21 protein-coding genes and 1 pseudogene are annotated in these 23532 nt (G+C 60.3%); 7 read left to right on the top strand and 15 right to left on the bottom strand.

What is annotated here, in order from left to right:
* The first annotated feature begins 283 nt into the window (after positions 1-283).
* Complete coding sequence (locus tag RJ40_RS06965) at positions 284-4021, top strand: hypothetical protein (protein ID WP_265580137.1); 3738 nt, start codon at positions 284-286, stop codon at positions 4019-4021.
* A 22-nt stretch (positions 4022-4043) separates the two neighbouring features.
* Here RJ40_RS06965 and RJ40_RS06960 read toward each other — a convergent pair whose 3' ends face one another.
* Positions 4044-4622: a DUF2115 domain-containing protein gene (locus RJ40_RS06960; protein ID WP_265580136.1), complete on the bottom strand. Its 579-nt coding sequence runs from the start codon at positions 4620-4622 to the stop codon at positions 4044-4046.
* Positions 4623-4672: 50 nt separating this feature from the next.
* Positions 4673-5875, bottom strand: coding sequence for a deoxyguanosinetriphosphate triphosphohydrolase family protein (locus tag RJ40_RS06955; protein WP_265580135.1), 1203 nt, complete (start codon positions 5873-5875; stop codon positions 4673-4675).
* A 204-nt stretch (positions 5876-6079) separates the two neighbouring features.
* On the opposite strand from RJ40_RS06955, the gene RJ40_RS06950 reads away from it, so the two are divergent.
* Positions 6080-6352, top strand: a complete 273-nt coding sequence (locus tag RJ40_RS06950; RefSeq protein ID WP_265580134.1) for a hypothetical protein — start codon at positions 6080-6082, stop codon at positions 6350-6352.
* Here RJ40_RS06950 and RJ40_RS06945 read toward each other — a convergent pair.
* The 3 genes and pseudogenes from RJ40_RS06945 to RJ40_RS06935 all read right to left on the bottom strand — a co-directional run.
* Positions 6300-7829 (bottom strand): RNB domain-containing ribonuclease, encoded by a 1530-nt coding sequence (locus RJ40_RS06945; protein ID WP_265580133.1) that lies wholly within the window; start codon positions 7827-7829, stop codon positions 6300-6302. The genes RJ40_RS06950 and RJ40_RS06945 overlap by 53 nt on opposite strands.
* 116 nt (positions 7830-7945) lie before the next feature.
* Positions 7946-8707: a hypothetical protein gene (locus RJ40_RS06940; protein WP_265580132.1), complete on the bottom strand. Its 762-nt coding sequence runs from the start codon at positions 8705-8707 to the stop codon at positions 7946-7948.
* A 502-nt stretch (positions 8708-9209) separates the two neighbouring features.
* Positions 9210-11432 (bottom strand): annotated as a pseudogene (locus tag RJ40_RS06935) (hypothetical protein); the annotation flags it as partial.
* Positions 11433-12079: 647 nt separating this feature from the next.
* Between RJ40_RS06935 and RJ40_RS06930 the strand changes: the two are divergent.
* On the top strand, positions 12080-12976 hold the full coding sequence (locus RJ40_RS06930; RefSeq protein WP_265580131.1) for a hypothetical protein: 897 nt from the start codon (positions 12080-12082) through the stop codon (positions 12974-12976).
* 175 nt (positions 12977-13151) lie between these two features.
* On the opposite strand, the gene RJ40_RS06925 is transcribed toward RJ40_RS06930, so the two are convergent.
* From RJ40_RS06925 to RJ40_RS06910, 4 genes are all read right to left on the bottom strand, one after another.
* Positions 13152-13346, bottom strand: coding sequence for a type II toxin-antitoxin system HicB family antitoxin (locus RJ40_RS06925; protein WP_265580130.1), 195 nt, complete (start codon positions 13344-13346; stop codon positions 13152-13154).
* An 83-nt stretch (positions 13347-13429) separates the two neighbouring features.
* Positions 13430-13774, bottom strand: coding sequence for a HepT-like ribonuclease domain-containing protein (locus tag RJ40_RS06920; RefSeq protein ID WP_265580129.1), 345 nt, complete (start codon positions 13772-13774; stop codon positions 13430-13432).
* The gene (locus RJ40_RS06915; RefSeq protein ID WP_265580128.1) at positions 13767-14060 is read right to left on the bottom strand and encodes a nucleotidyltransferase family protein; all 294 of its coding nucleotides are present in this window, start codon (positions 14058-14060) and stop codon (positions 13767-13769) included. Before RJ40_RS06915 ends, RJ40_RS06920 begins: the two co-directional genes overlap by 8 nt.
* 48 nt (positions 14061-14108) lie before the next feature.
* Positions 14109-14324 (bottom strand): hypothetical protein, encoded by a 216-nt coding sequence (locus RJ40_RS06910; protein WP_265580127.1) that lies wholly within the window; start codon positions 14322-14324, stop codon positions 14109-14111.
* Positions 14325-14977: 653 nt separating this feature from the next.
* On the opposite strand from RJ40_RS06910, the gene RJ40_RS06905 reads away from it, so the two are divergent.
* Entirely contained in the window at positions 14978-15166 is a 189-nt protein-coding gene (locus RJ40_RS06905; RefSeq protein ID WP_265580126.1) for a hypothetical protein, read from the top strand.
* 705 nt (positions 15167-15871) lie between these two features.
* Here RJ40_RS06905 and RJ40_RS06900 read toward each other — a convergent pair.
* Both RJ40_RS06900 and RJ40_RS06895 read right to left on the bottom strand, forming a co-directional pair.
* Positions 15872-16201, bottom strand: a complete 330-nt coding sequence (locus RJ40_RS06900) for a type II toxin-antitoxin system PemK/MazF family toxin (protein ID WP_265580125.1) — start codon at positions 16199-16201, stop codon at positions 15872-15874.
* A complete protein-coding gene (locus RJ40_RS06895) occupies positions 16198-16389 on the bottom strand; it encodes a hypothetical protein (protein ID WP_265580124.1) in 192 nt (63 codons plus the stop codon). Before RJ40_RS06895 ends, RJ40_RS06900 begins: the two co-directional genes overlap by 4 nt.
* A 592-nt stretch (positions 16390-16981) precedes the next feature.
* Between RJ40_RS06895 and RJ40_RS06890 the strand changes: the two genes are divergently transcribed.
* The 3 genes from RJ40_RS06890 (at position 16982) to RJ40_RS06880 (ending at position 18028) form a co-directional block, all read left to right on the top strand.
* Positions 16982-17251, top strand: a complete 270-nt coding sequence (locus tag RJ40_RS06890; protein ID WP_265580123.1) for a hypothetical protein — start codon at positions 16982-16984, stop codon at positions 17249-17251.
* Entirely contained in the window at positions 17248-17583 is a 336-nt protein-coding gene (locus RJ40_RS06885; RefSeq protein ID WP_265580122.1) for a hypothetical protein, read from the top strand. Before RJ40_RS06890 ends, RJ40_RS06885 begins: the two co-directional genes overlap by 4 nt.
* A gap of 220 nt (positions 17584-17803) precedes the next feature.
* Positions 17804-18028 carry a hypothetical protein gene (locus RJ40_RS06880; RefSeq protein ID WP_265580121.1) on the top strand — a complete coding sequence of 75 codons (225 nt, stop codon included), beginning with the start codon at positions 17804-17806 and terminating at the stop codon, positions 18026-18028.
* Between the two features lie 47 nt (positions 18029-18075).
* On the opposite strand, the gene sepS is transcribed toward RJ40_RS06880, so the two are convergent.
* The 4 genes from sepS to prf1 are packed head-to-tail and all read right to left on the bottom strand — an operon-like array spanning position 18076 to position 23483.
* Positions 18076-19659: an O-phosphoserine--tRNA ligase gene (gene sepS / locus RJ40_RS06875; RefSeq protein WP_265580120.1), complete on the bottom strand. Its 1584-nt coding sequence runs from the start codon at positions 19657-19659 to the stop codon at positions 18076-18078.
* Complete coding sequence (gene twy1 / locus RJ40_RS06870; RefSeq protein ID WP_265580119.1) at positions 19656-20567, bottom strand: 4-demethylwyosine synthase TYW1; 912 nt, start codon at positions 20565-20567, stop codon at positions 19656-19658. Before twy1 ends, sepS begins: the two co-directional genes overlap by 4 nt.
* Positions 20548-22212 carry an arginine--tRNA ligase gene (argS, locus tag RJ40_RS06865; RefSeq protein ID WP_265580118.1) on the bottom strand — a complete coding sequence of 555 codons (1665 nt, stop codon included), beginning with the start codon at positions 22210-22212 and terminating at the stop codon, positions 20548-20550. The genes twy1 and argS overlap by 20 nt, the downstream gene beginning before the upstream one ends.
* Positions 22212-23483: a peptide chain release factor aRF-1 gene (gene prf1 / locus RJ40_RS06860; RefSeq protein WP_265580117.1), complete on the bottom strand. Its 1272-nt coding sequence runs from the start codon at positions 23481-23483 to the stop codon at positions 22212-22214. The genes argS and prf1 overlap by 1 nt, the downstream gene beginning before the upstream one ends.
* Positions 23484-23532 lie beyond the last annotated feature (49 nt).

Genomic DNA, 23532 nt, shown 5'->3' with positions numbered 1-23532 from the left:
TTTTTCTATCTTTTTTTTGTTTTATCGATATCCATTTTGAGACCCCCCGCCGTGCGTCCATTTGAGTTCAATGATTGTGGTTAACTGTTTGGGCAGGATCAAATCATATATCGAAAACTATATGCGGAGCCAAATGTATGGATCTAACCATATATGGGGTTATGATTCGTCATTAGGTCTTTATTGGCTCTTTGATTCATCTCGGTCGCTCTCAGATCTTGATTTTGAGGTTGATCTGCCTGACGAGTCGCATCCCCCGGAAAAAAAGACGAGGTAAAAGAATATGATCTCGAATAGAATGCATGTCTTTGCTGTTGTCCTGGTGGCCTTCATGCTCCTCGCTCTTCCTGCAGCGGCATCGGATCTCGTTGAGAGCGGCGGCGGAAATACCACTTATGATGGAGGTGCCGGGAACGACACCCTCGCTCTGAGTGCCGAAGAAGGCCCCGCCCCTGCCGGCGAGATCGCCGCCGCGTCGACCAATGTCAGCATTGAGGCTAACAGGGAGAACATTGTCAGGAGCAACGACTTCTGTGTGACTGTCAGCGGCGAGTCCAAAAAGCAGTATTACCTCTTCATTGAGGACGCCAGCATCAGTGACGCCGGTTACCCGCTGATCAAGATGGGTCAACCGGGCGTGGAGATCATTGGCGACGCTCCCTTCCCTGACGCGCCTGCCGCCGCCTTTGCGAACGAGAGACGTGCCGGGGACGGTACCCACTTCCCCGACCGGACCGCTGCAATCGTGCAGACCCGCGACAGCGGCTTCAGGACGGTCGGTCTCTCGACCAGTTCCGACACCACGCCCCGCTCCTTCACCATCAGCGTCGTCGACCCCGGGGATGAGGACAGGAACGACGCCGTCGGGGTAACGATCCAGGAGGGCGAGGTCACCATCACCGCAGAGGGGGCGGGCACCTACTACCTCGGTGAGGAGATCAAGATCTCGGGTACCAACACCGAAAACGACGAAGTCTTCCTCTTCATGACCGGGTGGGACCTCTGGAACCGCAACGGCGTCTCGCTTGAAGACATCGGGCTCAAGACCGATCTCGACATCGACGGTGCGGTCAGGTGCGATGTCGAGTCCGACGAGACCTGGGAGTACCGGTGGGACACCGCCCCCCTCGGTGCCCTCCAGAACCAGGGCACCTACACCATCTACGCGGCCAGCAAGAGAGAGAACGCCGACGGCCTCGTCAGCCAGACAAACCTGAAGGACGTGAAGTACCAGACCATCGGTGTCTACCTGAAAGAACCGAAGGTGACGCTTGATGACGGTGCGTCCGGGATCGCCGGGGGCGACGAATTCAAAGTGAGTGGGTATGCCGATGGCGATCCTGACGAGGTTTTGATCTGGATCATCGGGAGAGAGCGCCCGGCGTTTGGCATCGTCGCACCGGTTCAGAGCGATGGTTCCTTCGAGTACACCCTCGGGGGCGACGTGACCGCGAACCTCCCCGACGGGCAGTACTTCGTCGTCGTCCAGCACCCGATGTATGACGGCGTCTTCAATGTGTGTCCCGAGCCAGCGGAAGGGAAACCGTACCAGATCCGGGACGGAGCAGGGGGTCGGATCGACCTCGGCGCCTGTCTCCCATCCGAAGCCGTCGCCACCCTCCTCTCCGCCATCGAGGGATCGGGTTCAGACGACATCCATGCGGAGACCTCTTTCACCGTCGACGACGACGGGATGACGGTTGCCGTGGAGGGCGCGGGGATCTTTGTCCTGGGTAACGAAGTGACGATCTCGGGCACCAACAGCGGGAGCGAGAAGGTCTATCTCTTCCTGACCGGTGGGGACCTCGGCGACGGTGTCGCGCCCGACGATCTCGGTGCCGCGGCGTCGGAGGGGAACTATGTCATCTGTGAGGTGGCGGCAGACGACACCTGGGAGTATCGGTGGGACACCGCCGCCCTCCGCGGCGCTCTTGCTGCCAGCACCTACACCCTCTATGCCGCGGACCGCGACCACGACCTCGGCGGGCACGCGGTGGACCGCAGCCACCTCGACGGGGTGCGAAACGCCACGGCGACCATGACCCTGACGCGGCCCACTCTCTCCGCTTCCTTCAATCGGAGTACATATATCCTGAAGGGGGAGGGCCTTGAGGTCTCGGGAACGGCGACCGGCAGTCCGGCGACTGTCCGTGTCTGGGCCCTCGGGGACGGCTCCAAGGTTCCGGGTGTCTCCGTGCCGGTCGCCGACGACGGCACCTACGAGTATGTGCTGGGGACCGGGGAGTCCGCCGCCCTTTCCGGGGATGTCAGGGTCCTTGTCCAGCACCCGATGACGGACCGCATCTTCAACGTCCTCCCGGCCCCGGCGGATGGGAAGCCGTACCAGATCGAGGACGCCGCCGGAAACCTCATCGACCTCGGCCCTCTGACTGCCTCAGAGGCCGAAAGTGCCCTCGTCGATGCGATGACGGCGTCGGGATCCGACGATCTTTATAACGCTCTCTCCATCATGATCGGAGAGCACGGCGTCACCACCACCTTCGAAGGAGATGGGAACTACGCGATCGGCGACACGATCACGTTCTCCGGCACCGCCGCCGACACCGACACGCTCTACCTCTTCGTGCACGGCCCGAACCTCGGCGATGGGTGCCCGCCCGACAATCTTGGTACCCCCGTGTCAGATGGAAACTATGTTGTCTGTGAGGTGGCGACCGACGGCACCTGGGAATATCAATGGGACACCTCCTCCACGGTCTGGCCGCCCGACCCCGGCACCTATACGTTCTATGCTGCAGCCACGGACCATGATCTCTACGGACATGCTATCGACGCCGCCCACCTGCATCGGGTGAGGCATGCCGCGGTAGACGTGTCCTTACACAGACCTACTCTCGCCGCCACCCTCGATCAGTCAAGTCTCAAGCAGGGCGACGCCCTGTTGATCTCGGGTGGGGCCACCGGCAGTCCCGAGACGCTCCAGCTCTGGATCTTCGGCGCGAACCGTCGGGTCGTCGGGGCACCGGTGCCGGTCGCCGACGACGGAACCTTTGCCTACACCCTCAAGGCCGACGAGACGAAGAAACTCTCAGGATCGTATTCCGTAATCGTCCAGCACCCGATGGCCGACGGCATCTTCAATGTCAGGCCCTCCGCTGAAGCAGGGAAACAGTCCTGGATGGTGACGGCAGAGGGGGAGACGATCGATCTCGGCAAACTCTCGGCCGGGGATGCGGTGGCCGCCCTGACCGATGCGCTGCACTCGCCCAACAGCGACGACAGTTACGAGAACCTCAGTTTTGTCGTCACAAAGGCCGGCGCACCCTCGGGCGGCGGTGGAGGAGGCGGAGGCGGAGGCGGCGGTGCCGCACCGCGTCCCCCGGCTCAGCCTGTTCCTCAGGTGGTCGAACAGATCGGGAGCGCCTATCTTGAACTCAATGTGAACGGCACGGTCGAGACCATGACCGTCGTCCTGACCACCGAGAAGAACGGCTCCCTCTCCCTCGACACAGGCGTCAGGGCATTGGACCTCTTCGGCAGGCCCCTGGAGAGGGTCAGCGTCAAACAGATCTCTGCCGGGAGCCTTCCCGAAACCGGCGACGACGACCTCAGGCAGGTCGGTTCCGGCCTGAAGTGCGGCCCCGACGGGGCGACGTTCGACCCGGCGGTGGAGATCGTTTTCACCCTCACCGAGGATGAGTGGGAAAGCCTCGGCGCCGGCGAGGAGTTTGTGGTCAGGTGGTACAACACGAAGACCGACACCTGGGAGCGGCTCAGGACGAAGCTCAACCCGGCGAAGCGCCAGGTCATTGCCAGGACGTCCCACTTCACCACCTTTGCAATCTTCGCCGAACCTGTACCCGTGACGCCGCCATCTGAAACCACCTCTGTCGGGGTGACGAAGACAGCGTCTGTCGGTGCCCTGGCGGAGACATCGGATGGCGTAGCGACATCAGAAGAACCGGTTTCTTCAGGCGGTCTTCCCTGGTTGAAGGTGGCCGGCGTCGGTGCGGCTCTGGTCCTGGCCGGTGTGATCTGCGCCTTCCGGAAGAAGAGATAAAAACAATCTTTTTTCCGGGGGGTCACACCCCTTCCATCTGCTCCGCCGGGCAGACATTGCAGATCGAGAAGGGGACGTCCTCCTCTTTGTCCCGGATCGGGCAGAGGTACCTCTTGCCCCGGCGCTCCACCGCGAACCCGCCGGGGAAGGGGGTGCCGACCGGGTGGCCGGGGCCGCCCTCGACAAACATCGCATACCCGGTGACGAGATAATAGAAGAGCGTGTTGAGCGCTCCTCCGAGACCGAAGTCGGTCTCCGGCTCCTTCTTGAGGCACCCGTCGGGGACGAGGGCGACGAACCGCTCGAAGCGCTCGCGGTCAGGGATCGCCTCGTCCATCCCCCTGAAACTCCCGCTCCGGTACGCCTTCATCGCCCGGTGATAGGCCCCGAAAAGTTGCTCCTCGAAGTACGGGCGGGCGCGGCTCCGGTAGGGTTCGGGGAGGGGGTCGACCTCTTTTTTCATGCCGCCGCCGATGACCTGGAGATCGAAGAGAGAGTATCGCTTCAGTTCCTCCGCGATCGCCTCGCCGAGTTCGCCTCTGGTCTGGCAGGCGGCGAGGCGGGGGACAGCGGCATGGATGCGGTCGGCGGCGTCTGGCATCAGTGATACTTTTGGTGCGGGAGGATATGAGGAGTGCGGGTTCTCTCCTCCTATGCTCTCCGGTAGGTGCCCCTGACCCGTTCGGGAATGGTGACCACCTGGAATGTCTCGGCAAAGTAGCGGTCGGTCATCCCCGCGATGAAGTCGCGCACCTTCTCGCCGTCGCGTGCATGCTCGAGATATGTCCGGGAGACCCAGGAGGCGTCGAGAAATTCGGTGGCGATGGGGGAGTCCGCCTTCCCCTCCGCCAGGTCGCCGGAGAAGTGGTCGAAGAGGGTGACGAACATCGTTCTGATCTTTTCCTGCTGGGCGGTGAGTCTGGGGTTCTGGTAGATGCGGTCGATGCTGAACTCCTGCATCCGCGTCACTCCCTCAGCGGCATCGCGGGAAAACGCGATCTCCGCCTCTCCGAAACTCTCGTTGATCAGATCTTTGATGAGGGTGTCGATGACCGTCCAGTTGATCGTCTGGTAATCCTCGATGCCGAGACTATCACGGCAGATCGCGAGGAGTTCTTCGTCGTCCTCGTCGATCAGCCCGACCTCGATCGCGTCCTGGAGGTCGCGGCCAAGGTAGGCGATGACGTCCGCGGCCCTGACGACGCACCCCTCCATCGTGGACGGAAGGACCGGCGGGTCGTCCGCCCCTCGCCGGATCTGCTCGCGCTTGGACGTGAGCGTTGCCGCGTCGAGAGATCCGGTCGGCCGGAGGCGGCGGACGAAGCGCTCGCCGTCATGGCAGAGGACGCCGTCCAGGGTCTGGAGGGTGAGGTCAAGGTCTTCGATGACGTCGAGGGACTGGATGCTCTGGAGGTTGTGCTTGAAGACGCCGATCCCCTCCCGCACGCAGATCTCGTTGAGAAACTCCTCGCCCTTGTGCCCGAAGGGGACGTGCCCGATGTCGTGGCCGAGGGCGATCGCCTCGATGAGGTCCTCGTTGAGCCCGAGGGCCCGGCCGATGGTGCGGGCGATCTTGGAGACGAGTTGCACGTGAAGGACGCGGTGAGTGATGTGGTCGTTGTCGATGAGATAGAAGACCTGGGTCTTGTCGATGTAGCGGGTGTAGGCCTTGGAGTGGAGGATCCGGTCGGCGTCGCGGTAGAAGGGCGGGCGGATGACGGGCTCTTCTGGTCTGGCCGGGTCGGTTTTTCTCCGGACGGCGTCGGCGTTCCGCGTCGCCTGTGGGGAGGAGTACTGTTCGACGGACACCTGCCGCTCTCTGATTTTTTCGAGGATCTCGGGTTTAATTTCCATCTGAATGTCAGGATCTCATTGTCGATGCTATATATTGGGTGCGGCCGGTCTGGAGAGGGGGCCGTGAGGCCCTCCGCGTCGGGATCTCTCTTTTAAGTATTTTTTCACCGTTTAGGAGATTATCGGACTCTTAAAAATCTCCTTTTATCCCCGCGCTTCATTTCAGAATGTTTAGCCCTTTTCCCGCCTCATTCCCGCCATTCCATGATCTCCCCCTCGCCCCGGAACGGCGTCGTGTTCCTCGGTCTCTCGAACGGCTTTCGACTCGGTGCCACCGCCACCGCCCTCCTGTGGCTCACGACAGCCTCGCTTCTCCTCGTGGTCCTGAACGGGCTGGTGATCCTTCTCGGGGCCGGAACTCTTCTTATCTGGCGGTTTCTCGGCGGCCTTCCCCACGCTCTCGTCTTCCTCGAGATCGGGGGCCTCACCGTCCTCGAGATCGCGATCTGTATGGCGTGCGTGCAGGCGTGCGGGTGAGATGGGAGCGTTCTCGCCCCCAGACCCGTTCGAAATCGATGTAGCCGCTGTACGGGTCGGTGCGTATCAGGCGGACGCGGACTTTTTTCCCGACGAAGAGCCCGAGTTCGCCCTCCATGACCCGTCCTTCGACCGGGAGGTCGAGGAGCCTGACGTACGTCCCTTTCTCCGAGGCGCCGGTGACGATGGCGTCGAAGACCTCGCCGGTCCGGTCCTGCAAGAGCACCGCGGCCGCCGCCTTGCGCATGAACCGCTCCACCTTCTCGGAGGCGATCTCGCGGTTGGTCAGCCATGCGGCGAGGTCTTCGAGTTCGTCGCGGGTGTACGGGCACCGCTCCCCGCGGAGGGCCGCCTTGATCAGGCGCTGGATGATCACGTCGACGTAGCGCCGGTTCGGGGCGGTGCCGTGGGTGTAGTCGGTGACCGCGAGGCCGAAGTGGCCGTACGGGGGTTCGCCGGGTCCGAGGGGCAGGTAGATCCCGTGCCCGATGAGTTTCACGATCGTCAGGGAGAGGTCGGGGAACCGTTCGGGATCGGCCTTCTTCTGTCTGGCGAGAAATTTCGAGAGGGCCTTCGCGCTGGGTCTCGCCGGGAGGCGCCAGCCATATTCTGCGGCGGTCTTCACGATCCCCTCCCAGTTCTTCGGCCGCAGCACGACCCGCTGGATCATCGGGACGCCGGCCCCGTCCAGGAATGCTGTCATCGCCCGGTTGGCCCCGATCATGAACTCCTCGATGAGGCGCCGGGCGGCGTTCTGCCGCGGGACGACGAGGCTCGTCACCGTCCCCTCCTCCATCACGGCCCTGGCCTCGATGGTCTCGAGGTCGAGCGCCCCGTGCTCGATCCGGTGCCTTCGCAGGCGGCGGGCCGCCTCGTCCTGGAGGAGGAGTTGCTCTTTCAGGCCGGGAAGATCGGAGACGGTCGCAGGTGGACCGCCGACGCCTTCCAGCCAGTCCCCGACCTCTTCGTAGACGAGTTTTGCCCGGTTTGAGACGACCGCCCGGTAGATCCGTCCCGGCCGGGTACTCCCGTCCCTGCGGACGGTATACTCCACGACGATCGCGAGGCGGCCCGGTCCACCCGGGAGCAGCGAGGTGATCCCGTGCGAGAGGCGTTCCGGGAGCATGGAGAAGGTCTCGACGCCGGTGTAGACCGCGGTGCCGTTGTGGGCGGCGTGCCGGTCGGTCGCCGAGGCCCTCGGGACGGCGGCGTCCACGTCGGCGATCGCCACCCTGACCAGGATCCCGCCGCGGCGGGTGCGTTCGCAGTGCTCGATCTGGTCGAGGTCCATGGAGTCGATGTTGTCGATGGACGACCAGAGGAGAGACCGGAGGTCGGCGACGTCCTCGGGGGCGGCCGGCGCCTCGATGATGTCGACCTCCCGCTCGACAGCGCGGGAGAATCCGGAATAGAAGCCGTAGGATTGCATGGCGCCCCGTGCGATCGCCTTCAGGTCGATGGGTGCGTTGTCGTTCATCGTCGGTGGAGGGGAGATCCTTCCTGGAGCATAATTATCTTCTGGCAGGTGCCGGATAAAAAAGGGGGGAGAGACCGGAGCCGCCGCGTCTGCGACGGCGCCCGGGGTTCGCGGTTTCAGGCCGAAGCGCTTTCGTTTGCCGGGGAGATGGAGACCGACCATGGGGCCGGGTTCTCGCTGGCGATGACGCTCAGGATGTACGTGCCCGACTCTGAGATGGTGAGGTTCTTTGAGGTTTCCGTGGACAGCACGCCGAATGCGGTCTGGCTACGGGAGAGGTTTGCGTCCATGAGGTAACTGCCGTTCGCGTGTCTCATGATGTACAGCGGCGAGGCTTCACCGGTCTCGTTTCGCTCGAATACATACTGCCCCTGCTCCAGGTACACCGCCGATGGAACCTCGGTCCCGGTGCCGGTGAGGTTCAGCGGCGCTTTGAGGCCTTCGCCGGGGACATACCTTGAGGCTTCCGCGGTCCATGCGCCGGTCCCGGAGATGTTCAGCAGATATTCGTCTTTCTGCGGGATCTCGTAGACGACCGATCCGTTGTACGGTCCGGTCATGGAGAACTCATCCATCTCGGCGAATCCCTGCGTGGCATTCGCGAAATTGATCTCCATCTTCTGTGCCTCTTCGGCGTGGAACGAGACGAAGAGCACGCCGGCGTCGAGGGAGAGCGTGGCGTAGGGGCTGGACGAGGAGAGCTCGACCGGGAGCGATGCGGCAGGGGTGACGGTCGCGGTAGCGTTCGGTGTCGGCGTCACTGTCGCCGTTGCCGTTGGCGTCGGCGTCGGTGTCTGGGGAGCGGTGCCCTGTTCTGTGCAGCCGCATGCGAGGAGCATGCCTGCAAGAAGAAGGGCGATCCAGAATATCTGTTTCATATAGAGATATTTGCCGTCAAGTGTGCAATAGACTTTTCTTTCTGATGGAGCGTCCCTGATTCCCGGCGGATCTGAGAAGGCCGACGGCGATGCATGCGAGTGGGTGCAGGGTGCCACGCCCTTTTTTCCGTCGTTTCCCCGGTCGAAATGATCGGCGTGCCGCTCCTCTTCCGGCGGTGGTTTACACCTTTACAACGGTTTTCACTCTTTTACTTCCGGTTTGCGCCGAGAACGCCCTCGCCTGTGCCGGTCGATCCGGGAATGGCGACCTGAATGCCAGTTTGTCTCCCATCGTTTACACCCTTCACGTTTTCACAGCCGGAGCCGCCCGGCCACCGATCAGGTGTGCCGGGTGTTCCTGGAAATGTGTGTAAATTATCGGGGGTACCTGTACACACTTCTCTCTATGTACTCTATACACCAATCAGGGTCATGATCGGCTCTCTTCCGCGGCCGTCTGGTTTTCACCCGCCGGGTGTAAACCGGGCGCGAGGGTGAAAGAGTCGGGATCGTCGTCGAGCCAGACATCCGCATTCGCCGCCCACTCGCGGTAGACCCGGTAATCGAACGAGAAATAATGTTCCCGGCGTTTCATCTCGATCCCGTACCGTTCTTCGGCCACCGTGGCGTCGATGAGACTCACCGCCGGGCACTTGTCCAGGATGCCGGTGTAGGTCGTTTTGTTGTTGGAGTAGCCGTGGAGCAGACGGTAGGTCTTCTGATATGAAAGCCCGAGGGCGTCCTGCAGTTGCCTGATCGTGAAGATCTCCAGGCCCATCGCCGCGATCGTCTCCAGCGCCGCCGCCTCGTTCCTGGTCTGTTTCGTCTCCTGCCCGCCGGCGTCGCGGTTGATCGCAAGGAACACCCGGCGGGCGGCGTCGAAGTCCTCGCGGGTGGCGATGAGGCTCCCGTCCTCGTCCTGCTCGCGCTGGTAGAACTTGAGCAGGGCGAAGGCCTTGATGAGGTCGAAGAGCATGGCCGGGTTGCGGCGGTTCCTGGCCGACTGGAAAGAGATCCGCGTCGCGAAGGGGATGCGGACGTAGACGGTCCGCTCCTTGAGGATCTCCCAGATGGCACGGCAGACGTGCACGTCCTCGTCCTGCTCCCGGTCGCGCCGGCGCTTTGCCTCTGCCGCTTTCATGTGGCCGAGCACCTCCAGATCCTGATGATTCGAGTCGTCGATCCAGACGGTGAGCATGCGGTTCATCACCTGGTCGTCGCCGACGCTCTCCACCTTCGCGAGCCACCAGACGCAGCGCTCCGGGATGGTGCAGACCCGCAGGCGGCGGTCGGTGGTGAGGGTCCGGTGCTCGATGGGTTCTCTGAACCGGGTGGTGGCCGACTTGAGAAGTTCCTGCATGTCGTCGGAGAGGGAGACGTCGTCGAAGAGAAAGACGCTGCCTGACCTGAGGTCGTCGTGGTAGTAGAGCGCTTTGTCCGAGACCGTGCCTGTGATCTGGAAGGCTTTCGGGATGAGGTCGAGCATGGTCTCGCAGGTGTGGGTCTTGCCTTTCCCGGAGATGCCGGAGATGGCGACGTGGAGGCCGTGCGTGTTCTCGACCGACTGGGAGGCGACCGAGAGGACGAGGCACTCGGCGACGGTGTGGTCGCCGACGTGCTCCCGGTGGAAGGTGTCGAGGATGAAGGCGAGGGGGTCGCCGCGGGTGAGGATCTCCATCGCCCGTTCCCTGACCGCGTCGGCTTCGGCTTCGGGCGGCGGGGGGGTTCTGCTCTGCCGCTTCTGCTCGTGCATGGCCCGCAACTCAGGCCACCGCTGCGCCCCGCCGCCGCAACTCGTATGGTGGCATCCGGCATGGATCGCGCCGCTCGGGAACTGAATCGCGAACGCCCCGTCGCGGTGGGCGCCGCTGAAGGGGCAGTCCTCCAGGACGTAGAGCGTCCCGCCCTGCCAGGCTCTGGTGCTCCGCACGCCGATCCCGTGCTTTGAAAGCCATGCGTCGAGGTCGAACGCCTTCTTCCCTTTCGGCGGCGCCGGGGCATCGACGGGGAGGGGGGCGGCGATCGCCCGGAGCATTTCGGGCGTGACGATCTCCGCGTGCTCGGACGCCGAGAGGATCTTTGCCCGCCGGTGCGGGCGGTCCCGGGTGTGGTCGCCTTTGCGCGAGACCGTCCCATACAATTTCCAGATGCGGCCGGCGTTGACGTTCGCCGTATCGACGACGACCACATCGTCGGAGAAGACCATGTCCAGGGTGGCGAGCACGCCTTTCACCAGGGCCGTCGCCCCGTCGTCGTTCGGAAGGTCGATCCGGTAGAGGAGGTGGGCGCCGTTGCCTGAGTCGGCTTTGATCGGATCAGGGAAGCCCTGCCCGGAGAGCCATCCGGCGATCGTATCGGCCCGTGCAAGCGCCGCGTCGTGTTCCTCGTCGGTCGACGACACGCCGCTCGGCCGCACCGGGTCGAGGTCGATGGGCAACCACCGGCGACGGAGGATGTCGGCGTCGGCGGTGGTGGGATCGTGGCGCGTCAGCCGCATCTTCACACGGTTCGCCCGCCTTGCGAGGAGCGCCGGGTCCACGACGTTGAGGGTGACATAGATCCCCTTCACTTCAGGATCGGCGTCGAGCGCCTCGGCGGCGGCCGTGAGTTTTGCATAGTCGTCGAAGTAGCCGGAGTGGGTGAACCGGTCGGCGAGGGCGCGGAGTTCCACGACGCCGCCCGCCGGGAAGAGTGTGTCGAGGGCGGCGGCGATCGGGTTCGTCATCCGGCGGGTCGAGGGTTTGTCGGCAATGCTCCTTGAACCGGTGTTGGCGCACAGGTGGTCACGGGGGCTGCCGTCTGTTTTTTTCTTTCGGTGCATGTGGGTGAATGGGTGGCGGGGGTCTTAAGGTTGCCTTATTGGGGGGTCTGGCGGTCGCTGGTGCGGCTGGTGGGAGGGCATGAGATCGAAGGGCACAAGGACGAGGGTCACGGATGATCAGACGTGCCGCCCCACTGGAAGGATGAAGACATTTCGACTGTTCTCTCGCGCCGGGGGGTGGCGATGGAGCATTGATCAGGGAGGAGAGCAAGGATCTTTCCACACGCCGGAGATCTGTTCTGAACAATTTTCACGCGGTATGCTTGAGGTGTGTTTTCGAATCACATGTGATCCTCAGGGCCGGGGATTTTCGTCTTGAAGAACGCCGGTGATGAGAGAGCGAGAGTGACGGCATGGCAGAAAGTACGCCGAATTCAAGAGATTTATATTTTTTTACTGATTTTTTTGGGTCGAAAGATCTGAGATCCCATGAGCGTGGCCCGACATGTAGAGGATCAGCCCAGAGCCAATATATAAAACAAATGATAATTCTTGAGGTGTGGTGGTCGAAAATGTCCGGAGATAGTGTCGTTTGTATTTGAGGTGGCGGAATGCTTCCAGAAAAACCTGTATTGGTGGCAATATTTCTGATCGGAGCACTCGGCGCACTTGTGATCATGCTCGTGGTCGCCGGTGGGAATACCGCCTACCCCACACAGCAGCAGAACATCACGCCGGCAGGTATCGATACCGTGAATGAGACGAGCGCCCCCTCTCCAGAGACGGTGTTCTGTATCGAGTCGATGACAGAGAGAAGAGACCTCTCTCCGGAGAAGTGTGAGGAACTCGACATCCCTCGATCGATCACGGAGTACGACGTCGTGGTCTTTGACACGCAGAAGATCAGGGACGTGCTGCTCCGCGGCGAACCCCTGACTCTCTCTCTTGGAGGACAGGTCTTCAAGACTGATCTTCAGGAGCATACAACTGATACCGAATCCCGCAGCATCGGGATCTATTCTTTTGCCGGCACGCTGCTCGATGTCGAGAAGAGCGAGGTTGTGCTGACGGTCAGTGATCGGACGCTCTTGAGCAGGATCCGGGTCAATTACACAGAATACTATACCGATAGCACCGGAGTGCCCGACACCAGGTGCCCTGAGAGGATCCTCCATTATGCGTACTCTTCAGACGATGTAGTCCCGGAAGGGCCGCCTGGAAGATTGGATGGGAGTTTCCTCCTTCTATTCAATATCAGCAACGGGGAATATCCTGAAATCCCCAGGGACAGCACAGCGGATGATTTCATTCGTGCCGGATGGGAACTTGTCAGGATCGATGATGCTGACCTCAAAGACCTCCCGGCGGTAAACAGAACGATCAGGGCTGACGGAAGGAGCGGAATAGAATTAACAGATGACGAATTTATGACCATAAGGGAGAGATATGACGGAAAAATTGTAGAGTATAATGGGAATTATTACATGATCTCCGGGTATATCGCTTGAATCGGGGACGAGTCGGGGGATCCCCCGGTGCGAGACGGCAGTGAAGATTCTGCGACAGGGGTGCCGGCACGTCTGATCATCACGCCTTCCCGCACGCTCCCCGGACCCCCGGGATTGCGATAGGGCCGGGAAGGCAGGGTGTGATCATTCAGAGAGTGATCCTGTCCTCTGCCTCTCAGGCGTACGCTTCGAGGGTGTCCTTCTCGGTCGGGATCTCTTCTCCTCTTTCGGTCAGGTCTTCGAGGTACACCTCGATCGCCTCCTCGATCGTGCCGCCGAAGGCGACGCAACCCGGGAGCGTCGGTACCATGACGGTGTAACCTCCTTCCCGTCCTTTCCGCAGAAGAATGCGGCAACTGATGCGGCGCATTTCTTTCCTCTCCAACTGGATCGATCGGTTGTGGCGGGGTATGGATGAAATGGATCTTGTGATGGGGCGGATGTCGTCCGGTCTCACGACAGTATTCTAAGGATCGACTCGACCCGGCCCCGAAAAAGCGGGAGGTCGGTGCGTGCCGTCTCCCAGACGATCCTCATGTCGACACCGAAGTAATGGTGGATGAGTTTGTCCCGCATCCCGGCGACGGCACGCCATTCCACCCCGGGGTGCGCCTTCGTGAAATCGGCAGGGAGATTTTTCACCGCTTCTCCGATGATTTCGAGGTTTCTGATCACGGCGTCCTGTGTTTTCGTATCCTGCAAAAAGTTTTCAAAAGTTATGGGCCCCGTATAGCGTTCGATACGATCGATGGCTTCGAGGATGTCATGACAGGAGAGAACCGGGTCGGGCTCAGACATAGGCCGTTTCCGCCGCGATCCTCTCCTTCATGACCGGTTTGACGGCGTCGGGTGTCACCAGGTCGACCGGGGCTGCAAGGTGTTCGGAGAGAAATGCTTCCAGTTCCATGAAGGTAAAAAAACCGACCGGCCGGGAGAACTCGACTAGGATGTCGATGTCGCTCTCCGGCGTCTGTTCGCCGCGGGAGACCGACCCGAAGACTCCGATCCGCCTGACATGGAAACGGATCGAGAGTTCGTCTTTGAGGCTTGCGAGGGTGGCAAGCACCTCCTCCCGGGACTTCATGAGGGGAGATCTGTAGGGGGCGGGGATAAAGGTTGTGACGGGGAAGATTCAATGGAGGGTTTGAGGGGGCGGAATGTTTTCTTCTGATCTTATGTCTCTGACCGTATAGAGATCGGGCTCTTCGTTCAGGAACGTGGAGAGCGACCGCTCTGAGAGTTTCATCATCGCCGCCGTCTCTCTTTCATGGAGGAGTTCGTCGATCGTTTCGGTGAGCACTTCTGTGCGTTCCTTGATCTTTCTGGCGTCTGCTTCGATGTCGGTCATGGTCCGCCCTCCTCGATCATGCACCTGATCGGTGGGACGTCCTATCAATCTTTGCGTCCGGCGTACCGTTGCCGGTGCGAGATGAGGTTTGGTCGAAATGAGATCCTCGTCCATAGGATATGGGCTTGCCCATATGCAGGAATGGATTTTATGGGTGCGCCCATAATCAAGTCCATAACCTCATGGCTCATGGTATGGGCACCCCCATAATGGTTCTATAATCTTGATCTTTTCCTTTGGATCCCGGATCATTGTCTCCAATCGGTCTGAACTCTGGTGTGCATGGTTGTATGGCTTCGAAGAGCCGGGGACGGGCTGAACTTTTTTTTTGTTTTTTTCGGCCCTGTAGAATCTTTGGTATAACGATCTCTGCGGGGGGGACTGGCCGCCCGCGCGAAGATGGTCGGCGGGCGGAAACCCCCTCTTCATGGTCATCGCTCCGCCTTCCCGGCCCGATCGCAATCCCGGGGGCGGGGGGCAACGCCCCCGCCGCGAGCATGTGGGAAGGCGATGGGTTGGGTTCACCGGGGGGTTGCGGTGATGAAAAGAGGATGGTTTCTCAAGAGCCGATTTTTATCGTGCGAAGGCGGTACCACGCGTGAACGCTCCGGTCCGAAACCCTTATGTTCCGCTGCCGGAGATCACTCTCTTTGATGACTGCCGCGGCACAGATCACCATCTCGGAGGAGACGCTGATTCTTCTGAGGGAGATGGGATGCGAGGGTGAGAGCGACGATCAGATTCTCAAGCGGTTGATCGAAGAGCGGGCGATCGCCTCGCTGGACCGGCGCTGGAATCGCATCCTTGAGGGGGATGAGTTCTTTCCTGTGGAAGAACTTTGATGTCTGGAGTTTCGTGATTTGAATACATTTTTGATACATTCGTATACATTTTTGGAACGCGATCGAATGGATCGGCCCTTCTAAGAAATAGGTGAAACTCTTTCTTTTCTCCTTTTGAATTCGGTCGTGGGATGTACCTGCATGAGATCCGATTTTTCTTCCAGAGGCTATCCTGAATTTTTCATTCGGGCCGGGCGAGCGTGTACCGTCTTCTCCTGGAGCATATCACAGAACTCCCGACCGGGAGGGGGTTGCCACCCCCTCCCGCACCCTCCCCCGCGGACGATAGGGGGAAGGTTGCTGTATCGCCTTTATGAAGAACAGGGGCTGTTCTATCGAAGTGAGTTTCCCCCGATGGCTTCTTTTGTATGGTGGGGGTTTGCCGTCCTCCCCCTATCCTGACGTCGGGGGTCCGGGGGGGCGGCCAGCCCCCCGGCACGTGCACTCCAGAAAAGCAATTTTACCGGGTCGAAAAATGTTTTTGATCCACGGGATGGTTCGAGCCGTGAATATTTCAGGGATGACCTCCTGGAATGGATCTCCGGTTTAATGAGGGGAGCGCGGAGAGGTGTGTATTCTGTCCGGGAGGAGGGCCCGTCGAAATGAGATTTTGGTCCATAATTATGGGCGCGCCCATAAAGTTCCATAATCTTGATCGAATGCATCGACTCAGGGTGGAGGGGTTACCCGGACGGCGCCCTCAGATCATAACCTGAACACAGAGGGCAGTTTTGTATTGACCTCTGTCCTGAGGTCGTTATCGAGTTCTCCAAGTTCTCCGACCACCAGATCTTTCAGAACGGTTGCGACCTTATCCAGCCGGATCACCGAATCGACTTTGAGGCCGCTTTTCGCAAAGCCGGGATCTGAAACGGGGACCATGACCCCTGCCGGATTCGGTCTGGCAGGGATTCGTGATGATATGAATGCGAGGACGACATCCTGGTCGCCCTCATGAAGGACAAGTGCCGGGCGCAGTTTTGCTGCGGTGAGATCGGTGAAGGGGAAAGGTATCAGAACAATCTTCCCTTTCATCGATACACGACCCTGACATCTCTGACCGTATAGAGATCGGGCTCTTCGTTCAGGAATGTGGAGAGCGACTGCTCTGAGAGTTTCATCATCGCTGCCGTCTCTCTTTCATGGAGGAGTTCATCGATCTTTTCGGTGAGCACTCTGATGTTCTCCTTGATCTCCCTCACGTCTGTTTCGATGCCGCTCATGGTCTACCCTCCTCGATTATGCACATGGTCGGTGGGATGTCCTATCAATCTTTGTGTCTGGTAGGCTCTGTTGAAATCATCTGGATTGCTCTCTCTGCGGGGGACTGGCCGCCCCCCGAGTCCCCCCGTGCGATTCGATAGGCGGGGGGCGGCAATACGCTCTTTATCGTCATTGATTGAGCCTTCCCGTCCCAATCTTCATCCCGAGGGGTCCGAGGGGCAGCGCCCCCGGCGAGAAGATTTTGGAAGGCAGTTGAATCGCGCTTGCATCAGGAAAAAGTTGGGGTTTCAACAAAGCCCTTCTGATGGTTTTTGGGGTCGACGGGTATGAAGTCCCTTGAGCTGGACTGGATGGGTAGAGGAACTGCTCACAATAAATATATGTTACTTCAGAGATAATTGCTGACGTATAGATCACAATGATCTCATGGTGGGTCTCTGTTGTATTGTCAGGACACTGAATGAACCCCATAATGCCCTGAGGCATGGTCTTGTGTTCGTTCTTGCGAGGAGAGATCACAGGGTATTGTTCCGAGGACATGATTCGAAGTTCTTCAAAGGTGAGACTCAATACGGCAAATGAGGGATTTTAATGCAAAAAATACTATCTATTTTTATCATGATCCTCCTCTTCGCCTGTGCTGGGTGTGTGAACACAGGCCCTCCAACCGGAAACGAATCGATGGAGGAAAAACTTCCTATGATCCTTTATTATGAGAACGGAAGTACGACGATACCAATCAACCTCTCAGACATAGAGATAAAGGAGAGGGAAAATTTCACTGCAAATCTCTCTTCGGTTATCTCTATCCTTCTCGATGATCCCGGACGGGGATTCTCCTTGAAGGAGGGTGGACCATGACTTCAGCAACCATGAAACGCGAAGAATCGGATCCAGACAGAACGTATGTCGAGGTCGAGTTCCAGAAAGATGAGTTATCGTTCTTCATCGGTGTCGACGAACAGGAGAGGCGCACCCTCGATGGGTACTGTGGCGCAGAATACTGGTATGCGACTCCAATTTCAGGGCCCCTTCCGGAAGGGTACCACCAGGCGCTGGAGAAGATTTCGAGAACCTATCATGTCTTCGACCAGAAAAACGAGAGAGTTGCACTGGTTTATAACAAAACAACGATCTTCTATCTCTATCCTTCATATGCAGTACCAGGGTATGAGAATATAAACGAGGACTGAAGGATAATGCAAGCCGGTGTCTTCCGGTCAATCTGGCGCCGGTCTCCACATTGCCACGAAGGTCCGCACGGTTCGTCCATGATCTCGGTCTCGTGAGATGCTGATGTATGATATAGAAATATTTTGGGGTCTCACCGTCTTCCCGGCCCTATGAAGTCGATGCGACATGAAAAGGATCTGTTCGCAACGCGTATATATTACAAAAGATAGATCTCAGGTCGTGGAGATCAAAAACGACCTGATATGGATCTGGAAGATCGGTCTGATCCTGGGCGCTCTTCTCCTCGCTTATGATCTCTCTCATTACCTCATGACCGGAGAGGGTGCTTCAGACGCGATCATCCGGTACGGCGCTCCTCTCTCAGTCCTGATAGCATGCATTGCGCTGTATGCGGCTCGGCGTATGGACGGTGATCGAGACGTAGGATCACGTGGGGATTCGTGACAGGAACACAATGAAAGCCCGGATATCCCGGCCCTTCTCAAAAAAAATTATTCCACAATCTCCGCCCTTACCGTCACAAACACCGGCCCGCGGAGATCGATCTTCTTGTTATTATCAGTCAGGTACCGCATCGCGTGCCCCGCGATCCTGAGGTTCACGTCAGAGGGCACCTTCGCCATCTTCACCTGCACGCTCGTCTCCTCGCCGCAGCGGACGGCCTCCTCGATCCTCGCCGCCGCGAGGGCCGCCACCGTCTGGACGTACGAGAGATGCGCCGGGGTGCCCTTCTTCCTGACCTTCCCGAACTGCGGGGTGTCGGGGACGCCGAGCACCTTGCCGTCCTGGACATAGATCTCGTTGAAGGTCGCCGGGCCGCAGAGCTTGGAGTCTTCTTCGTCCTCGACGACCGAGACGCGGACCTTCCGGCCGAAGAGGTCGCCCTCCCACGCGGTGAAGGCGCAGGGCGAGGGTTCGGCGGCGTGTTCGGTCGCCGTCGCGACGACGGCCTCGGCGATCTCGCGTCCCGTGGCGGTCTGCGGTTCCTCCCGCGGCCTGACCGCCCGGGCGAGGTCCAGGTCGGTGAGGTGCTGCGGGAAGAACTGCGGGTACGTGAGCGCCCTGATATCGTCGGCCTGATACTCGATCATCGCCAGACGCTCGACGCCCAGGCCCAGGTTCATCACCGGCACGCCGACGCCGTACTGCGCCAGGGCCGCCGGTGAGTACATCCCGAAAGTGGCCACCTCGACCCACCCGAGCTCCGGGTGCTTCGCGTAGACCTCGGTCTGGGTGTCGGGGATATAATATTTGGAGCGCTTCTCATCGGGCCGGAACTCGAAGTCGGTGAACCCGAAGGCCGAGAGGAGCGCCTCGGAGACCGCCTTGCCGTCCTCGATCGTCACGTCCTCCCCGGCCACGATGCAGGAGGCCGAGTGGTAGGTCATCAACCTGGTCGGCCCCTCCTCCTGCTCGCGGCGGAAACACCGGTCAATCGAGAACATCCTGACCGGCAGGGCCGCCTTCTCCCACATCGCCCCGAGGGTGAGGAACCATCCCGAGGTCATGTGCGAGCGCAGCGTCGTGCGGGAGGACTCGGGTGCGAGTTCTTTGAACTCGGGGAAGACCTCGTCCATGATCCTGACCACCAGACCGTCGTCGCAGGAGAGGACCGCCGCAAGTTCGTGGGTCAGTTCGTCCCCGTCGACCGTCCCCTTCTTGTAGCCGTGGAGCGTCTCGCGGAGTTTTTCTTCCTCAACGTCGGTGACCTCGCGGCCCAGGATCGCCCCGATCTCCTCCAGACGCTTCTTGCCGATCCCCACGTTCGGACGCGGCAGCCCGCCCAGGTAGAAGACCCGGTCCAGGACGGCGCTCGCCTCGGGCCCGAACTGCTTGTACACATCCTGCTCCTCGATGAAGAGCGGGACCCGCGCCTCCGCAAAGCCCATCTCCAGGTACACCTCGCGGAGCCGCTGGATCGTCTCCGCGATCGGGTGCGGGCGCGCCCGCGGGTAAAACTTCCGTGGGTACGTCCCCGCTATCCCTGGCTGGTCCAGGACCTGCGGCCCCTCATGCCACGCCGCCTCAAAGTCCTTGCGTGCACGTTCCTTCCATTCTTCCGGATCAAACCTCATTCCACTCTCTCCATCAAGACGACCCGCGAAATCGGGGACTCGTCCGTGATCTCATATTCGCTGTGCCCCGCGACCGCCTCGGCAAACCGGTGGACCTCGGCGTGCTCGGGCATGTTCTCCCGTGACAGACGGTTACGACTGTATCCAAGATACATATATCCCTTGATCTCGATATACTTCGGCCTCGCCGCATCGTACATCGCCGCATACCCGGCAGGGTCGAAATCGTTCATCCCCTTGACGATCGTCGTGCGGACCGCCGACCGCCTGGACGCAAGCAGCCCCAGACTCTCCTGGATCTTCTCCCAGAAGTCCTCGATAGGGTTGCAGAGTTCGAGATAGGTCTCGCGGTCCGGTGCGTCCACCGAGACATAGGTCTGGTACGGGCGGCACCGTTCGATCATCTCCGGGTGCGTCCCGTTCGAGACCAGGAACGTCGTGTACCCGTCGTCGTTGAGCATGTCGATCAGTTCTGGCAGACGCGAGTAGCAGGTCGGCTCGCCGGAGAGCGAGATCGCGACCATGTCGGGTTCGAGCGCCTCCTTGAACCGCTCCTCGGTCACGTACGGCGAGACCTTGTACCCCGAGAGCGCCCGCTTCTGGAGCCTTCTCAGGTTCGCGAAGATCTCCTCCGGCGGACACTCCTCCGCCTCCTCCACCTCGTACTCGAAGGACCGCCAGCAGAAAAGACAGCGCTGGTTGCACCGCAGCGTCGGGGTCATCTGCACGCACCGGTGGCTGGTGATCCCGTAGAACTGGTGCTTGTAGCACATCTCGCCCCCCTTCAGGGAGCGCTTGTTCCACATGCACGGCTTCACCGCCGCCGTGGACGCGGGGGAAAAAAACTGGTAGCCCTGCTTCTGCAGGGCCGCCCTCGGACTATCGTCTTTACATCGTGGTGATCGCATCGATACCAAGCGTCTCCAGGGCTTCCTTGAGGGTATTCTGTGCCGCCTTCACAAGGGTAAGCCTGCTCTGCCTGGTCACCCCCTCGCTCTTCAGCACCGGCACGTACCGGTAGAAGGAGTTGAAGAGGTCCGCAAGGTCGCGGGCGTACGCCGCCAGCAAGTGCGGGCGGAGATCGCGAACCACCTGGTCGACGACCGCCGGGAAGCGGGCGATCTCTTTTGCCAGTGCCACCTCGTGCTCCTCGGTGAAGACGAAGGCAGGTTCGAACTCGCCCGCCTTCTCCAGGATCGAAGAGGCGCGTGCATGCGAGTACTGGACGTACGGTCCGCTCTGCCGTTCGAAGTTGAGGGCCTCCTCCCAGTCAAAGACCGTCGACTTCTCTGGCGAGATCTTGACGATATCGTACCTGATCGCCGCGAGGGCGACCGACCTCGCGATCCGCTCGCGGTCGCACTCGGGGAGTTCGGGCCGGCGTTCCGAGACCTCGGCAAAGGCCTTGTTCGTCACCTCGGCGACGAGTTCGTCGGCCGAGATGAACTTCCCGGCCCGCGTCGACATCGAACCCTCGGGCAGGGAGACGAACTCGAAGTTGACGATCTCGGGCGCCTTCTCGCCGAGGAGCTTCAGGGTACACTGGAGCTGCGCCCCGATGAGTTTGTGGTCCGCGCCCAGGACATCGATGATCCGGTCGAAGTTCCGTCCCTTCCAGGTATGATAGGCAAGGTCACGGGCCGCATAGACCGACGTCCCGTCAGACCGCCGGATCACATAGTTCTTCTCGAACCCGCACTCGGTCAGGTCGAGGGCAAGGGTCTCCTCGTGCCTCGCCTCGGGCAGACGCTCGATCCGGCCGATGATCCGGTCCATGTCGCCGTTGCGGACAAAGTCCGACTCCCAGACAAACCGGTCGTGCACGACGTTGAGCCTACCCATCGTCGTCTTGAACCCGTCGAGACAGTGGGAGACGACCTCCCTGAACTTCCTCGCGGTCTCGGCGTCGCCCTCCTCGATGAGTTTCATCCGGCGGTCGATCTCCGCCTTGATCTCGGGCTTCGCCTCGATCGCCCGGTTTGCGGCCACATAGACCCTGGCGATGTGGTGGTCTTCCTTCTCGTCCTCGTCGGCCGGGATATCGAGATTGTCAAAGCCCCACGAGACGATGGCGATCTGGCGGCCCATGTCGTTGACATAGTACTGGACTTCGAGGGGATAGCCTGCCTTCCTGAAGACCCGCGCCAGGGTGTCGCCGATGATCGAGTTCCTGATATGCCCGACATGGAGAGGGCCGTTGGGGTTGGCGCTCGTGTGCTCCAGCAGCACCCGCTCGGTGTGTGCCGGGAGTTTCCCGAAACCGGGCTCCAGGGCGGCCTTCAACGCCTCCTGGATGTACGCCTCGCCCACGGTGAAGTTGATGTAGGGCCCCATCGACTCGACGACGATTCCCGCCGGTGCAAGGTTCTCTTTCAGTGCTGTCGCCAGTTCGCCTGCAATGACCACCGGAGATTTGCGCTGCTTCTTTGCCAGGGCAAAGGCGATCGTCGTTGCAAAGTCGGCGTGTTCGCCACCATCGACGACGTCGACGTCCTCCTCTCCGGTGCATGCCCGGAGTGCCTCCTCAATCTCCTTTCGTGTTTCGATGAACATCAGTATCCCGTCCTGTACCTGAGGATCGCTGCGATCCCGCCGAAGGCGGAGAAGAGCATCGACCCCTCTTCAAATTCATCTGATATGATCTCGACGTTCGTCCCGCTCTGGTCGGCCAGGGCCGTCAGTTCGTCGATGATGTCGGTCTCCTCCTCGATACGGAGCGGTGAACTGCACTTCGGACAGATCCCGAGATCGAGATCCTTGACCGTCTTGCCGGGCTCGTTCCGGATCGTCTCGTCCTTCGAGTAGCCGCAATTGCCGCAGGTGATCTTCAGGCGGGTCTCCCGCAGCCGTTCTGAAAGAATGAGGGTATCGACCGACCCCGTCTCCAGGTTGCGCCTCACGCTCTCCTCACCGTAGGCGGCGACCCCGTCGTCTTTGACCAGTTCTTTCAGGAAATGTTCCATCACCTGCTTCTCTTCCACGACGGTCAGACCCTTGAGGGCGTCCTGGGCGCTGTCGACCAGTTCGGAGAGACCGCTCTCATTGGTGTAGGCCACATCGAAGAGCCCGAGCACCCGCTTCTGGACCTCATGGTGGAGGTACCCGCCCTCGTTGAACTCCTCCTTCGTCGGGGACGGGCCGCCGATGAGCAGACCCTTGAACCGTTCGAAGAAGTCCTTCTCGGCCATGAAGATCTCGCTTGAGTGGTCGCCGACCTTCTTGTAGAACTCGTTGATGGCGATGAGTCGCAGCCGCTGGAAACGAGCCGAAGACTGACCTCCCTTTCGCTGCTTGCCAGGGACCGTCGAGGTCGATCCGCCGATCGGTTCGATCCGGTTGCCTCTCAGGAACCCCCAGTAAGCCTCTCTTCGGTCGATGACCAGGAGACCGTAAACATATTTCTCCTCAAGCATTTCCTTGAGGGGCTCGAGTTCGAAGGAGGAAGAACACCGGTACATATAGAGGTTCAACGGCTCCGGAGGATGGACGATCTCGCACGCAAGATCGGTGCGGTCGCCGACCGTGCTGACGGTCCCGCAGAAGATCGCTATGCCGTTTTCGGGGGGTTTTTTGAAGTACTTGAGCCTGGAGAGGATGGAAGAGATGGCGCTCTGCACATTGGTTCTGGTCTGCTTGCTCTTGATGTTCGAGCACTGTCCGAACTCGTCTCGCAACTGGGCCGTCACGTCATAGATCTGTTTGTCAGGCGGGATATAGAGCGAAATAAGTTCGGTCCCGCTTCCTTGCTTCGCTTCCAGTCGTTCGAGCATCTTTTTGAACTCGTAGCGCTGCCTCGCACTGTCCATCTCCACATTCTCGGTCATCTCTTGGCTCACCAATCTTCAAAGCTAGTATGTGTTCTCTTCAGCGTCA

This window comes from Methanofollis aquaemaris, assembly GCF_017357525.1.
GTDB lineage: Archaea > Halobacteriota > Methanomicrobia > Methanomicrobiales > Methanofollaceae > Methanofollis > Methanofollis aquaemaris.
This window is presented reverse-complemented; position numbering and strand designations above follow the sequence as displayed.